Source organism: Cellulomonas sp. Root485, assembly GCF_001426705.1.
Taxonomy (GTDB): domain Bacteria; phylum Actinomycetota; class Actinomycetes; order Actinomycetales; family Cellulomonadaceae; genus Cellulomonas.
Genome location: NZ_LMFC01000002.1, coordinates 711,379 through 725,204 on the forward strand (window position 1 = coordinate 711,379; position 13,826 = coordinate 725,204).

Genomic DNA, 13,826 nt, shown 5'->3' on the forward strand with positions numbered 1-13,826 from the left:
TTGACCGCGTGGATGTCCAGGCGGTCGAGGTGGACGCGCCTCGCGTGCAGTCGGGGCCGAGCCCGCAGCACCTGCTCTCGACGGTGCTCGGGGAGTACCTCGACTCCACCGAGGCCGAGCTGCCCTCGACGACCGTGGTCGCCGTGCTCGGCGAGTTCGGCATCAGCCCGGCGAGCGCGCGGGCCGCGCTGTCGCGGCTCACCCGGCGGGGCATCGTCGCGGCGCGGGGCCGGCCGCCGGTGTACAGCCTCACCCCGCCGACGATCGCGCGGCACCGGTCGACGATGCACCGCTTCCTCGCGTTCGGGGCGGCCCCGCGGCCGTGGGACGGGACCTGGCTCGGGGTCGCGTACTCGCTCCCGGAGTCCCGTCAGGCGCAGCGGCACGCGGTGCGCAAGCGGCTGGGCGAGCTCGGGTTCGTCCGGCTGTACGACAGCACGTGGATCAGCCCGGACGGCGACGCCGGGCCGGTGCGCAGCGCGATGGGCGAGATCTTGGGCGGCGTCCCGGGTGCGCGCTGGTCCGTGCTGCATGTGCGGTTCGACGACGAGACCGACCCGGCGGCCGCCTACGACCTGACCGGCCTGGCTCTCGCGTACCGACGCTTCGTCGACGAGCACGTGGCGCTGCGGGCGGCGACACGCGCGGGGCGGGTCGGTGCCGCACAGGCGCTCATCGCGCGCACCACGCTCATGGACGCCTGGCGGTCGTTCGCGCTCACGGATCCCGACCTGCCGGCGCACCTGCTGCCCGACCCATGGCCCCGGCAGGCGGCGCGTGAGCTGTTCCTCGAGATCCACTCGGCGCTCGGGCCGCTCGCGCAGGAGCGACTCGTCGAGGTGATGGAGCCGACCTGGCCCGACGCCGCGTCGTGGGTGACGCACTTCGTCGCGGCCGACGACCCCGCCGAGCCACCCCGGGGCGGAATCGTTTAGCACCGGGCGGACGCCGCGGAACGTCTAGACATATTTCCTGACTGCCGCAACGGTGGCTGCACAGACGCTCGACCGGTGTGTGCCCCGGCGGGTCCAACGCCGGCGTCCGTGGCCTCCGTCGGCGCACCGGACAAGCATCGCGCGACCTCGGAGGATTCCCATGAGACGACTGCTCACCCGTGCCGCTCTGACCGCGACCCTGGCCGCCGCCGCCGTGCTCGGCTCGTCCGCGCTCCTGCCTGCCGTCGCGGCACCGGGAGGCTCGGGTCCGTACCCGGCTGACTACTCGACGGCCGGCAGCCTGCCGAACCACACCATCTACCGCCCGTCGACCCTGCCGTCCCAGCGCATGCCGATCGTCGTCTGGAGCAACGGGGCCTGCTCGGCGGACGGCACCTCCGCGGTGAACTTCCTGAAGGAGATCGCCTCCCACGGCTTCCTCGTGATCTCGAACGGCAACCCGGGTGGAGGCGGCAGCTCGAGCTCGTCCTGGCTCACCCAGTCGATCGACTGGGCCGTCGCGGAGAACTCCCGCTCGCAGAGCGCGCTGTACAACCGCCTCGACACGAGCAAGATCGGCGTGGCCGGCTTCTCGTGCGGCGGGATCGAGGCCTACGCGGTCTCGGGCGACCCCCGGGTCACCACGACCGGGATCTTCAGCAGCGGCCTGCTCAACGATGCCGACGACTACCAGCTGCGCAGGCTCGACCACCCGATCGTCTACATCATCGGCGGGCCCAGCGACATCGCGTACCCGAACGCCATCGACGACTGGGGCAAGCTCCCCTCCGGGCTGCCCGCGTTCATGGGCAACCTGAACGTCGGGCACGGCGGGACGTACGGGCAGACCAACGGCGGCGAGTTCGGCCGGGCGGCGCAGCTGTGGTTCCGGTGGCAGCTCAAGGGCGACACGACGGCGGGACGCGCGTTCGTCGGGCAGAACTGCGCGCTGTGCGGCAACGGGTGGACGGCCCAGCAGAAGAACCTCACGCTGGGCCCCGACCCCACCCCCACGCCGACACCGACCCCCACACCGACTCCGACGCCCACAGTGACGCCCACTCCGACGCCGACCCCCACGCAGGGCACCTCGGGGTGCAGCGCGACCTACACGGTGTCCGACCAGTGGCCCGGCGGCTTCGTCGCGAACGTCGCGGTGACCGCGCGCTCCGCGGTGACCGGGTGGACGGTGCGGTTGACGCTGCCCAGCGGCGCCACGGCCGGCCAGGCGTGGAACGGGGTCATGACGGGCAGCGGGGGATCGCTCAGCGTCGCCAACGCGGCGTGGAACGGTCGGCTCGCGGCCGGGCAGAGCACGTCGTTCGGGTTCCAGGGCACGGGCACCGGGGCAGGCGCCACCGTGACCTGCGAGGCCGCCTGATCTGTCGGTGCGGCGGACCCACGAGGTCCGCCGCACCGCCGGCGCGTCAGAAGAGCCAGACGACCAGCAGCGTCAGCGGGACGACGATCCACGCCGTCACCAGCACCACGACCCACGTGCGCGGGTGCCCGCACGGCTCCGGCGGGGGTGGGGGCTGCACGATGATCACCGGCTGCGGAGCGGGCGGCGGGGGAGGCGGTGGCGGCGGGGGCGGGTTCATGTCCGCCCCGCACCGGACGCACACCGCGGCGTTCGGCAGGTTCAGCTCGTTGCACACCGGGCACGCCAGCGTGGCAGGGGTCGCGGTCCCGGACGCACCAGGTGCGCGGCGCAGGGCGTCCTCGGCGCGGCCCTCGACCCCGGCCGGCGCGACCGACGGGCGGGCCCAGAACAGCGGGTAGTCGCACGTCGGGCAGAAGTCGGTGGCCAGGCGTTGGTCGGTGTGGATTGCCGACGGGGTGCCGCACTCGGGGCAGGGGATGACGATCGTGCCCGTCGGCTCCACCAAGCCCACCGGCTCCAGCGGCGCAGTCGGGTCCAGCGAACCCGGCTCGTCGACGACGTCTGTCATGACGCCTCCCTCTCGGCCAGTCGTTCGGGCGTCGGCCAGATGCGTCGCTGCGCCACCCAGATCTCCGCGTGCACGTGCGCGGGCACCTCGTCGAGCACCAGCGACAGGAAGTCCGCCTCCTCGAGGAGCCCGGTCGAGGGGACCTCCATGACCACCCAGGCCGGCCCGACGGGGGCCGCGCCCTGCTCGAAGACGCCGCCGCCCTCGCTGACGATCACCGGACCGCCCGAGTACAGCTCGAGCAGCCGGGTCAGGCCGGCGGTGGTGCCGCGCAGCTGCAGGGTCGCCGCAGCGGTCGACAGGATGCGCCGCTGGACGGCCTCGCCGTACTCGGGGTCGATCCCCGGCAGGCCGAGCCACTGCGCCATCCACCGGATCATCTCCGGCGGCGTCAGGCGAAGGTCCGCCAGGTGCGCGAGGTTGTCGGCGTGCGCGACGAGCGTGCCGGCCTGCTCCTGGAAGATCGACACGAAGCGCACGAAGAAGTCCTCGGACAGCATCCCCAGCGGGAGCTGGCGCAGCAGCCAGTCCTGGTCGCGGCTCATCGCACCACCACGCGGTGCTCGGCGGACAGGAACAGGGTGTGCGGCTCCAGCACGATCGACTCGCGACCGCCGCCGATGCGACGCCCGGTGCGCAGGTCGTACTCGAACAGCTGGAGCTCGTCGACGGACAGGACGCCCTCCACGGCCTCGATCACCTGCGTCACGGCGGTCGCGGTCAGCGTCGTGTCGAACGGCCAGCCGGTGCGGTCGGCCCCGCCGGTGAGGGGGTGCACGAAGCGGGTCAGGGCGTCGACGATCCGCTGCCGGACCATCGCGGCCGGTCGGCCGGGCAGCGTGCGGACCAGTGCCGCGACGCTGACGCCCTGGTAGTACGGGGTGCCCAGCTCGATCGGCACGCCGACCATCCGCCGCACGTCCAGAGCCGCCCCGACCGCCGCGTGCAGCTCGGCGGACAGCGCGAAGTCGTCGATCTTGTGCAGGCGCGGGTCCGTGCGCAGCTGCGGCACGACGAGCACCCGGACCACCGACGAGCCGGTCTCGGCAGCGGGCAGGCACCGCGCGCGGGCCACCTCGACGGACGCCTGGCGTGCGATCGCCTCGAAGTCCGACGCAGTGACGGCCCGCTGCCCGGTGCGCAGCGTGAGCGGTCCGCGGGCCTTGGCCTCCTGCGGTGTCTCGGCGTCGACACCGCCCGTCGCGGGCTCGAGGTTGGTCACCGACGCGACGAACGGCAGGGCGGTGCGCAGCGCGGTGAGCGTGCGGGTGCCGAGGTTGCCGTGCGCGCCGCCGCCCGAGCGGTAGCCGGTGACGCGGATCTCGGCGCCGTCCTGCGGGATCGCGCCGTGCTGGCGGACCACGCCGTCGGGGTGCCGGATCGCGGGCCCGAACTGCACCTCGCCCGTGTTGGAGTCCCACACGACGTGCCGGTCGTCCGGTCCCGACGCGGAGAAGTCCGGGACCTCCTGCCACGTGTGCGTTCCGCGGCGGTCGACGACCACGACGTGCTCGTCGTCGCGACGGGCAGCGACAGGGGTCGTCGCGACGAGGAACGACTGCCCGGTGACGCCCGTGGAGCGACCGAGCAGCTCGGCCGGCTGCGCGCTGGCGTGCTCCGCGGGGACGGTGATGCCGATCGCCTGCAGCGCGATCGACGCGATGCGCGGCGACGCCTGGTACGTGGGCTGGCCCGGCTGCGGTCGCAGCAGGCGGACGCGCAGCCAGTGCGCGAGCGTGCCGCCGAGCACCAGCGGCTCGTGCTTCTGCGGGACCAGCAGCACCACGGACCCGGCCTTGTTCAGGCCGCCGGTGCCGTCGGACTCGACGATGGTCCGCACCCACGCCGTGCCGTTCCAGGCCTCCCACGCCAGGGGCGGGTTGCGGGGGTCGACGCCGATGCCCTGCGCGTCGGCGGCCAGGTCCAGCCGGATCGCGAACCCGGCGAGCGACTCCTTGGTGCCCAGGTACAGGGCGTCACCTTCGGCCAGCGGGGAGGACGGGAAGCAGACCGCCGACTGGCCCGGCAGCGTCAGGTCGTCCCAGACGTCCGTCGACGCGAGGTGCGCCGCGTTCGACGTGTGCGCGGTGGTCAGGGTCGGCGGGCTGACGACGGCCTCGCCCGCCGTGGAGAACACGGTCGCGTCGGCGTCGTCGAGGGCCGTCGAGACCTCGGTGCCCTCCGGGATGCGGACCACCCGGTCGGCCGGGGAGGACAGCCAGAAGGTGAGGTTCGCGCGCGCGACGCTCGGCGGGAACGGCTCGATGCCCACCAGGTTGAGGAAGTGCACGTACATGCGGTCCGGCACCTGGTTGACGCGGTAGAGCACCATCTCGCTGACCCACGCGAACAGCTCGATCAGGGCGACGCCCGGGTCGGATACGTTGTGGTTGGTCCACTCGGGGGTGAAGCGCGGGATCAGGCGCTTCGTCTCGTCGACGATGTCCTGGAAGGTGCGGTCGTCGAGGTTCGGCGGGTCGAGCGGCATCAGGCGTCCTCGCGGGGGATCACGTAGAAGGGGTAGACCAGGTTGCGGCGGTCGTTGGTGGCGCGGACGCGGTAGGCGATGCGGATCTGGACGGTCCCAGAGGACTCCGCGTCCTGCTCCGGGGTGACGTCCTCCACCTCGATCCGCGGCTCCCACTGCGCGAGCGCGTCCCGGACCGCCTGGCTGATGAGGCCCAGCAGGTTGGCGTTGACGGGCTCGAACATGAGGTCCCAGATGCGGCACCCGAACTGCGGGCGCATGAGCCGCTCGCCGGGGGCGGTCAGCAGGACGACCCGGATGGAGTCCTCGAGGTCCCCGCCCGCGCGGGTCAGCGCGATGGCGCCGGTGTGGTCGACGCCCAGCGGCCAGGTGAACCCGCGGCCGACGAAGTCCGACGTCGGCGTCGTGGAGAGCTCGCTCAATTGATCTTCACCATCGCTCCCTTGACCTCGAGGATGCCGCCCGCCTCGACGGCCGCCATGCCGGTGCCCTTGAGGGAGGCCTGCGTGCCCTGCAGCTTGAGCGCGCCGGTGGCCTTGGTGTCGATCTCCGCGGCGGACGTCTCGATCTTGGTCTTCGCCTTGATGGTCACGGTCATGGCGTCGATCGTGATGCCGCCCCTGCCGTCGAACTCGATGAACGACGAGCCGGCGGTGATCTTCAGCGGGATGCCGTCCGGCACCTTGAGGTCCGCCCGGTCCTTGCCGATCCGCAGGCTGTGCTTGAGGCCCGCCGCGGCGAGCAGCACGTGCTGCGTCGCGGGGGCGGTGCCGTCGCTCATCTCCAGGACGTGCCCGAGCCGGCTGGTCAGCGCGCGTGTGACGACGGAGCCGTTCTGGTCCACGGCCGCCGTCGGCGTCGTCGACTTGCTCCCGTACAGCCCGCCCAGCACCACGGGCCGCGTCACGTCGTCGTCCTCGAAGCCGATGAGCACCTCGTCGCCGACCTCCGGCAGCACCACCTGGCCGCGCCCCGCCCCCGCGCCGAGCCCCAGCACGCGCGCCCACGTGGTGGTGGCCACGTCCGACGCCGTGGCCAGCGAGACGCTGACGCGCCCCATCCCGTCGGGGTCCCGGACGTTGTCGACGATCCCGACGGCGAGCCCGGTGCGCCGGAAGCTCGACACCGGCGCGACGGTCTCCCACGGGTCCGACAGCTGCACAGGATCGCGGTCGCCGGCCACGAACCGGGTCTCCGCGTTGCCCCCCATCCAGGTGTTCGTGACCTCCCGGACGTAGTAGTTGCCGTTCGACGGACCGGCACCGCCGACGGTCACGCGCCCGCCGGGGACCATCAGCGCCGTGTACTGCACCTTCCCGGTGGCAATGACGCGCCCCGTCCGGGCGGCGACCGCCACCGCGGCCGTCGTCGCGTCGCTCTGGGAGCGCGTCGCCGCGCGCGCGTCGACCCGGGTGTACGTCGGGGCGCCCCGCGAGCTCACGTCGAAGCCCGCCCGGGAGGTGGGAGTCGTCGACGTGCCGACCACCGGCGACTGCGCCACCGGGTCCCAGCCGCGCACCGTGACCTTGGTGTCGCCGTCGCCCACCTGCCGGGCCGAGAACGCGATGACGTCCCTGCCCACCATGATCGAGACCGGCTGGGCGCCCGGTGCGCTCCCGGTGACCGCCGACCACATCGAGAACGTGTGCCCCGCGATGCACCAGTCACGGCCGGTGCGCTGGGCGATCTCGTCGATCAGTCCCAGGGCCGTGTCGTTGCGCAGCGCATACTTCACCGGCGCCGTCGGCAGGTCGATCGTGCCGAGCGAGAGCCCCGCCTCCTGGACCAGGCGCGACACGATGTCCTTGTAGGAGATGTTGGTGAACGACTCGATGTTCGTGTCCCGCAGCAGGTTGTACCCGCGGTCCTGGACGACCACGGTCAGCGTCGCGCCGCGGTACCCGTCGACCTCGCTGGCCACCGAGGTGACCGTGCCGTCGAAGACCGTGCCGAGCAGGTTGTCGTAGCCGGCGGCCACCGACACGGCCTTCCCGATGTTCAGCTTGCCCGACCCCACGACGGCGTAGTTCTCGTCGACGAACGTCAGCGTGCACCGCCCGACCGTGCGCAGCCCCAGCTGCACCCGCACCTGGAGGATCTGGTAGTCCTCGGGCAGCTCGACGCCCTCGGCCGTGATCTTCAGGTTCACCGCCTCGTAGGCGACCAGGGGGCTCGTCATGACTCGAGCTTCGGGATCGTCAGGATCGACCCGGGCCGCAGCGCCAGCGGGTCGGCGATCGCGTTGGCGGACGCCAGCAGCCGCCACTTCGTCGAGTCGCCGTAGTACTGCGCGGAGATCCGGTCGAGGGTCTCGCCCGCCTGCACCCGGTGCACCCGGTGGGGCCGCGGGGTTCCGGACGTCGGGTTCTGCTTGCCGAACGCCTGCGACTCCTCGTACTGCCGCAGCACCAGCCCCATCGTCGCGCGCAGCGGCATGCCCGTGCTGGAGAAGTACGTGAACGTCAGGTCGAGGTGCGCGATGACCGCCTTGAACGAGTGCAGGTCGCCCCAGTGGAACGTCACGTACGGCGGGCGGGCGCTGTGCTTGGTCTCGTCCGTGCCCGGAAGGGCGGGGTCCACCTCCATCAGGTCGACGATCTTGCCCGTGTGCGCGCTGACGTCCGTGCCCCTGTCGGTGGTGTCGAAGAACAGGTCCACCCGCAGCACGCCCGCGTTGGCGCCCGTGTACCGCAGCCGCGTGACGCCGCGCCCCGGCTGCGCCGACCCCGCCCACGTGTTGCTGCGCGTGATCTTCAGCTGCGCCGGGTTGAACAGGCACGGGACCTTGGTGCCGTCCTCGGTCTCCAGGAACGCCTTCTGGCTGCTTGCCGGAGTGCTTGCCGGAGGGCTCGACGGAGGGCTCGACGGGGGTGCCATCAGAACACCTCCGACCCACGACGCCACGCCCGACGCTCGGTCTCTTCCTCGAGCCGTTCCTCGACGATCCGCAGGACCGCCTCGCGGAACTCCGGGTCGTCGTACGAGCCCAACCCCGACCCTGTGGGCGTGAACAGGCCGTCGATGCTCTTGTCGACGCCGGAGTTGTCGAAGTCGGCGAAGGCGGCACGCCACGCGTCGTCGATGCTCATGTCCGGATTCCCCTCACCGGGTGGGTGGAAGCGCCGCACCACGTGCGGCGAGCCGGCGGGAGCGCCGAACGTCATGGCCGTACCGGTCAGGGCCGTGGTGCTTGACGGGCCGCCCGAGGTCCGCGTGGCCAGTGCCGTCGCGACCGCCGACGACGGCACCGGCGGGCTGTCATGGGCAGGCGTGCGGCGCACCACCGTGCGCGGCGGCAGCACGTTCCACGACGACGGCAGCTGCGGCGGGCTCGACCCGCTCGCCGGCACCGGAGGCTGCCCGGCGCTCCGCCCCGCGAGCGAGGTCCGCGAGCCGCCCGGGCTCCACGGGGTGTGCCCTGCGTGTCCCGAGATCGACCGCCGGACAGCCGCCCCCGGCGGGAGGCCCACGGTGCCGACGCTTGCCCTGCTCGCGGGCGGGGCGCCCGGGGTGCCCGCGCCTGCCCGGCTCATCGCCGGAGCGTCGGCGCTGCTCAGCGCGTAAGCGGCGGCTCGGCCGAGCGTCGGTGCGCCGGGATGGGCGGTCGTGGGCGCCGTCGCCCCGCCCGTCGCCCCTACCCCTGCGCGTGCCAACGAGGCGAAGCCGTGCGGGCCCGGGACGCCGGCCGCGTGGTTCGACGTGGGGGATGTCGTGGCGACGGTCGAGGGCGTCGCGCTCGCGCCGGCGAGAGCCGTCGAGGCGCCACCGGGGCCAGCCGTTGCCGCGCCGGTCGTCGCGGCTGCGTCCGCGGTCCCGGCGGCTGGGCTGGTCGCCCTCGCTGCAGTACCCGTCGTCATCGCGGACGTCCTCGTCGTTCCCGCGGACGGCGACCCCACCCGGCGGCGGACCGGCGACGCCGCCGAGAGGATCGACGGTCCCGCGGCCGACGCACCGCCTGCAGCAGCGACGACGGTCGGCGCCATGAGGCGCAGAGCGTGTCCCGGCCCGGCGATGAGCCTCTGCTGCTCGCTCCCCGCGGCACCGCTCGCGTCGGCCCGGCCCCACCCACCGGCCGTCGACGGGTTCGCCGGGCTCCGCGACCCCGCACCCGATGGGTTCGCAGGGCTCCGCGTGCCAGCACCCGACGGGTTCGCCGGGCTCCGCGACCCCGCACCCAACGCGTTCGCGGGGCTCCGCGTGCCAGCACCCGACGGGTTCGCCGGGCTCCGCGACCCTGCACCCGACGGGTTCGCCGGACTCGGCGTGCCAGCACCCGACGGGTTCGCGGGGCTCCGCGAGAGCGCGCCCGACGGGTTCGCGGGGCTCCGCGTGCCGGCAGTCGACGAGTTCGCCGGGTTCCACGCGCCGGTCGCCGCGCTCGCCGACGCGTACGCGGCAGCGGCCCCCATGGGCGGTGCGGAGAAGCCTCGGTGGTCACGCACGGGAGCCGCTCCGGCGCCGACCGACCGGCGCACGTCGACCCCTTCGATGCCGAGCCCGAACCCCGACGGACGGGTGCGGTGATGACTCGCACGGCGGTGCCCGGTCCCGGGCAGCCGCCCGTCCGCCGTCGGTGCGCTCGTGGGGTCCTGGCTCGACACGGCACCCGCGTCCGCCGCCGAGCCGCCCGCCGATCTGCGCACGGAGGACGTCCCTGACCTGGAGCTCGGCCCCACCGACGAGCTGGCGGCCGCTCCAGCGCCGCCCGTCGCTGACAGCGAACCGACGGTGCCCGACCTGTCGTCCGCTCCGCCGATCCCCGACGCCGGTGCGGCCGACGCGGTCCCGTCGGCGGCCGGCCCCGCCCCTGCCGAGGCGCCGCCCGCCGCGGATCTGCCCGACACCGTCGCAGAGCGTGACGCGCCGCCCGATGCCGAGGCGCCCGTCGCCGATGCTCCCGTGGCACCCGCGCCCGTCGCCGACGTGACGGGTGGTCCGCCCCCCGATACCGACGCCCCGGACGCGGACGCAGCGCCCGACACGGCCGCCCCGGACGCCGGCACGAGGCGTGACGCACCCGCCGCCGACGCCGTGCCCGGCGCTGACGAGGCAGGTGCGGCACCGCCCGAGATCGACGCCGTCGCGGCCGGTGATGTGCCCACGGTGCCGGCGGTCCCGGGTGCCGCCGCCGCTCGTGTCGACGGCGTCGGTGCGCCGGTGGACGACGAGGTGCCCACCGTCGGGACGCCGGACGCGGCCGCGCGCGATGCGGTGCCGTGCGCCGGCGCTGCTGACCCCGCGCGACCGGCCGCGCCGACCTGCGCCGACGAGCCGCCGGCAGTCCGCCCCGAGCCGGTCGGTCCGACGGTCCGTGCGGAAGACCCGGCGGCGGCGGATGCGGCGGCGGACGCTGCCGAGTCTGCGGCGACGGCGGCCACCGCCGCGGTGGTCGGAGCGACCGAGCGGCGGACCGGCGCGGTCGGGTCGGCCAGCGTGCCGTGCGACTGGAACATCCGTCGCGCCAGCGTGCGGCGTACCGCGCTGGCCAGCGGGCGGTGCGCGGGAGAGGGCAGCGACGGCCCGATCGACGATCCGACGACCGGCCCCAGAGGCGCGCCGAACCCCCTGCGGACGTCCGCTGCACCACCGGACGCGCCGGAACCACCCGCCCCCGCGCCGAGCTCGGCACTTCGAGTCGAGCTCGGTAGCTGCAACCACCGAGTTCGGTGCGAAGTGCCGAGTTCGGCGTCGGTCGCGGCGTCCAGCGGGGCCGACGCACCGGCGGACGCGGACGGATCGGTCGTTGTGTGCCCGGTCGCGGCGGAGACGTTCTCGGTGGATGCGTCGGAAGGGCTCGAGGCGGTGGACGTGTCCGCCGGTGCCGTCGCGGAACGGTCGGCGCCAGGTGCACCCGCACCCGTTGCGGAAGGGTCGGCGCCGGGTGCGGGCGCGCCTGCGTCCAGGGACGACCGTCGCACCTCCGCGGGGGCGCTCGACGGTGCCGAGGTCATGCCGATCGATGCGGAGCTCGGCGCGGGTCCGACGGTGGCGGGGGTCCCGGTTCGTGGCGTCCGTGGGCTCGCCGTGACGGAGGCGGTGACCGGCGAGACGGTCGTCGTCGGTCGCGGCGAGGCACCTGACGGCACCGCCGCTCCGGAGGTCGACCGTCGGACCGCGTCGGGAGCGACCGTCGGGGACCCGCCGGACGCTGACGAGGGACGTGCGCGTGCCGCGGCACCCCCGCCCGCCGCCCGCGCCGACGTGGAACCGCGCCGGGAGTCGACGGTCGCGGTGGCCAGGGCGCGGCGGCGCAGCAGTCGGCCGGACGGTGCGGGCCGGGCGCTGGATCCGGGCGGGAGCGTCGCAGCGGAGGGAGCCCGGTCACCTGTCACGGCGGACGACGCTCGTCCGGGCCCCCCGTCGTTCCCCGGTCGTGCGGGTGGTCCGGCGCGCGTGGCGGGGGACCGCATGACGCGGGCGTCGGACTTCATGGTCATCGTCCCGGCGGCGCGCACGTCCTCGGAGACGCGGACGGGGATCGTCGTCGGCGCGAGGCGCGTGGTGCTGCCACCCGGGCGGTAGCTGGCCTGGTCGGGGACGCGCGCGAGCATCCGCGGCAGGCCCCGCGGCGAAGGTGCGACCGCAGCCGACCGCACGACGGACACGTCGGACCACCACCGCGGCGGCTGCACGTCGGCCGGGCCCGAGCCGACCGAGACGGAAGCCGCGGGCCCGACCAGCGACCGGCGGACGGCCACGGACCGCCCCCACCCGGCGGAGAACCGCACGGACGACGACGCGAGCGACCCGATGGGCGACGGTCGCGCGTGCCCGAGCACCGGTCCGGGCCGACGCAGCCGCACCCCGATGGCCCGGCCCAGCCGGGTGCGCGGGTCGTCGACGGGAGACGCGGTCACAGCGTCTTCGCCCGGAAGCCGTTGTGCGCGACCTCGAGGGTCTCGGTGAGCGAGTCGGCGATGTCGGCGCTGAGGGTCGGCCCGCTCCACGCGACGGCGAACACGCCCTCGAACTCCCAGGAGCGCAGGCGCTCGCCGTTGTTGCCGAGGACGGTCACGGCGCCGGTGGACCGCGTGAGCTTGTTCTGGTTGCCGGCGAACCCCTCACCGGACGACTTGCCCACCCAGGTGAACAGGGCGTCGGAGTTCACCAGCCCGCGCTTGAACACCAGGTGCGGCCACCGGATGACACCGGGGAACTGCTGCACGTACTGGTTCTGGCCGCCCTCGACGTACTCGTGGGTGGACACGGTCATCTGCAGGCCGGTGATCTCCTTGAACGCGCCGATCTCGACGCCGTCCACCTCGAAGACGAAGTTGGCGGCGACGGGGGCGTCGCCACCCAAGGGCTCCTCAGGCACTCTCCCTCACCGCCTCCCACGCTCGGGCGTTCATGGCCGACACGGCACGCACCATGCGGACGCGGTCGAGGTGCTCCAGGTCGAGCAGCTCGTCCATGGGCCAGTGCAGGTGGTACGCGAGGAACGCGATCTCCTGCCAGAGCGCCTCGGTGGGGTAGCGCAGCATGGGTCCTACCGGGCCTCGGTCCGGATCTCCTCGATCGACGCCCGGCCGGGACGGCTGAGCACCGGGGTCGGGACCTCGTCGGAGACGAAGGGCGGCGGCGCCGGAGCCGGAGCGGGAGGCTCCGACCCCGGCAGCGGCCCTGCCTCCTGCTGCGCGGCGACGAACTCGTCGAACTCCTCCTGCGACCCGAAGTTGATCACGCCGTAGAAGTCCTGCAGGTACGCCAGGTCCGCCGCGAAGAGACCCTCGATGTCGTGCGGCGTGACCAGGTCGAGCGACCCCAGCGTCTCCACCACCCGCGCGAGCACCACGATGGTCAGCCGCGGGTCGTCCGGGCCGCTGATCGTGGGGTCGCGCAGGGGTTCCAGCTCGTCGCGCGCCGTCGCCAGGCGCATGACACCGTCCCGGTGGAGTCCGCCGTCGCGGTCCACGTACCCCCGGGGGAGCGTGAACTCGTAGCGGGTCTTGAGGCTCACTTGATCCGGGCGAGCGACTCGATGGTGAGGGTGATGGTCTCCTTCACCGGGTCGTTCGAGTCGACGCTCAGCTGGTCGGTCGAGATCTTGCTGGGCCAGCCGTTGGTGAAGTTGAACCGCGCGACCTCGACGTGGGTCGAGTCGTACATGACGATCGACCCGTTCTTGCGGTTGTTGGTCCGGTCCGACTGCAGGATGCCCTTGCTCATGATGTCGTTGAACCAGCCCCACATCTTGTCCTGCGTGGAGTCCGGTGGTGCCATGCGGACCAGCGAGAGGTCGGGCGCCTTGTTGCGGCCGGCCAGCGTCTTGACGGTCTGGGACTTCCCGTCCTTGCCCACCTGCTGGGTGGTGGCCACCTCCATCTCGACGTCCAGTCCGGACACCGAGGCGAGGATGGTGACGACGGAACCGTCGATCTCCAGGAAGAAGTTCTGGGCGATGATCGGATCGACGGCGATCAGGTCGTTCGGCATCTACGTGCTCCTTGG

Annotated in this window: 16 protein-coding genes; 5 read left to right on the plus strand and 11 right to left on the minus strand. The window is 73.6% G+C overall.

The genetic code is table 11. The annotated features are described in order from the left end of the window. Nucleotides 1-8 precede the first annotated feature (8 nt). Nucleotides 9-935: a PaaX family transcriptional regulator C-terminal domain-containing protein gene (locus tag ASD16_RS11875; protein WP_235523257.1), complete on the plus strand. Its 927-nt coding sequence runs from the start codon at nucleotides 9-11 to the stop codon at nucleotides 933-935. A 160-nt stretch (nucleotides 936-1,095) separates the two neighbouring features. Then, complete coding sequence (locus tag ASD16_RS11880; RefSeq protein WP_055917197.1) at nucleotides 1,096-2,316, plus strand: cellulose binding domain-containing protein; 1,221 nt, start codon at nucleotides 1,096-1,098, stop codon at nucleotides 2,314-2,316. A 46-nt stretch (nucleotides 2,317-2,362) separates the two neighbouring features. Here ASD16_RS11880 and ASD16_RS11885 read toward each other — a convergent pair whose 3' ends face one another. From ASD16_RS11885 to ASD16_RS21750, 7 genes are read right to left on the minus strand one after another with little or no spacing between them, the layout of a single operon-like run. After that, nucleotides 2,363-2,887: a hypothetical protein gene (locus tag ASD16_RS11885; RefSeq protein WP_055917200.1), complete on the minus strand. Its 525-nt coding sequence runs from the start codon at nucleotides 2,885-2,887 to the stop codon at nucleotides 2,363-2,365. Next, nucleotides 2,884-3,432: a phage tail protein gene (locus tag ASD16_RS11890; protein ID WP_055917203.1), complete on the minus strand. Its 549-nt coding sequence runs from the start codon at nucleotides 3,430-3,432 to the stop codon at nucleotides 2,884-2,886. Before ASD16_RS11890 ends, ASD16_RS11885 begins: the two co-directional genes overlap by 4 nt. Then, entirely contained in the window at nucleotides 3,429-5,375 is a 1,947-nt protein-coding gene (locus ASD16_RS11895; RefSeq protein WP_055917207.1) for a putative baseplate assembly protein, read from the minus strand. The genes ASD16_RS11890 and ASD16_RS11895 overlap by 4 nt, the downstream gene beginning before the upstream one ends. Further along, the gene (locus ASD16_RS11900; protein ID WP_055917210.1) at nucleotides 5,375-5,797 is read right to left on the minus strand and encodes a GPW/gp25 family protein; all 423 of its coding nucleotides are present in this window, start codon (nucleotides 5,795-5,797) and stop codon (nucleotides 5,375-5,377) included. The genes ASD16_RS11895 and ASD16_RS11900 overlap by 1 nt, the downstream gene beginning before the upstream one ends. Continuing rightward, entirely contained in the window at nucleotides 5,794-7,554 is a 1,761-nt protein-coding gene (locus ASD16_RS11905; protein WP_055917213.1) for a phage baseplate assembly protein V, read from the minus strand. The genes ASD16_RS11900 and ASD16_RS11905 overlap by 4 nt, the downstream gene beginning before the upstream one ends. Continuing rightward, the gene (locus ASD16_RS11910) at nucleotides 7,551-8,252 is read right to left on the minus strand and encodes a LysM peptidoglycan-binding domain-containing protein (RefSeq protein ID WP_055917216.1); all 702 of its coding nucleotides are present in this window, start codon (nucleotides 8,250-8,252) and stop codon (nucleotides 7,551-7,553) included. The genes ASD16_RS11905 and ASD16_RS11910 overlap by 4 nt, the downstream gene beginning before the upstream one ends. Next, nucleotides 8,252-8,464 carry a hypothetical protein gene (locus ASD16_RS21750; RefSeq protein WP_157453907.1) on the minus strand — a complete coding sequence of 71 codons (213 nt, stop codon included), beginning with the start codon at nucleotides 8,462-8,464 and terminating at the stop codon, nucleotides 8,252-8,254. The genes ASD16_RS11910 and ASD16_RS21750 overlap by 1 nt, the downstream gene beginning before the upstream one ends. A gap of 94 nt (nucleotides 8,465-8,558) precedes the next feature. Between ASD16_RS21750 and ASD16_RS11920 the strand changes: the two genes are divergently transcribed. Genes ASD16_RS11920 through ASD16_RS11930 form a run of 3 tightly spaced genes read left to right on the plus strand, consistent with a single transcriptional unit; the run spans nucleotide 8,559 to nucleotide 11,897 of the window. Beyond that, nucleotides 8,559-8,939 (plus strand): hypothetical protein, encoded by a 381-nt coding sequence (locus ASD16_RS11920; protein WP_162250305.1) that lies wholly within the window; start codon nucleotides 8,559-8,561, stop codon nucleotides 8,937-8,939. Nucleotides 8,940-8,981: 42 nt separating this feature from the next. After that, nucleotides 8,982-9,899 (plus strand): hypothetical protein, encoded by a 918-nt coding sequence (locus ASD16_RS11925; protein ID WP_055917225.1) that lies wholly within the window; start codon nucleotides 8,982-8,984, stop codon nucleotides 9,897-9,899. Between the two features lie 57 nt (nucleotides 9,900-9,956). Next, nucleotides 9,957-11,897: a hypothetical protein gene (locus ASD16_RS11930; protein ID WP_055917229.1), complete on the plus strand. Its 1,941-nt coding sequence runs from the start codon at nucleotides 9,957-9,959 to the stop codon at nucleotides 11,895-11,897. 331 nt (nucleotides 11,898-12,228) lie between these two features. On the opposite strand, the gene ASD16_RS11935 is transcribed toward ASD16_RS11930, so the two are convergent. From ASD16_RS11935 to ASD16_RS11945, 4 genes are read right to left on the minus strand one after another with little or no spacing between them, the layout of a single operon-like run. Beyond that, a complete protein-coding gene (locus ASD16_RS11935; RefSeq protein ID WP_055917232.1) occupies nucleotides 12,229-12,693 on the minus strand; it encodes a phage tail protein in 465 nt (154 codons plus the stop codon). Next, nucleotides 12,686-12,859, minus strand: coding sequence for a DUF6760 family protein (locus ASD16_RS22045; protein ID WP_186814811.1), 174 nt, complete (start codon nucleotides 12,857-12,859; stop codon nucleotides 12,686-12,688). Before ASD16_RS22045 ends, ASD16_RS11935 begins: the two co-directional genes overlap by 8 nt. A 5-nt stretch (nucleotides 12,860-12,864) precedes the next feature. Then, nucleotides 12,865-13,335 carry a hypothetical protein gene (locus tag ASD16_RS11940; RefSeq protein WP_082570802.1) on the minus strand — a complete coding sequence of 157 codons (471 nt, stop codon included), beginning with the start codon at nucleotides 13,333-13,335 and terminating at the stop codon, nucleotides 12,865-12,867. Continuing rightward, on the minus strand, nucleotides 13,332-13,811 hold the full coding sequence (locus tag ASD16_RS11945) for a phage tail protein (protein ID WP_055917234.1): 480 nt from the start codon (nucleotides 13,809-13,811) through the stop codon (nucleotides 13,332-13,334). The genes ASD16_RS11940 and ASD16_RS11945 overlap by 4 nt, the downstream gene beginning before the upstream one ends. Nucleotides 13,812-13,826 lie beyond the last annotated feature (15 nt).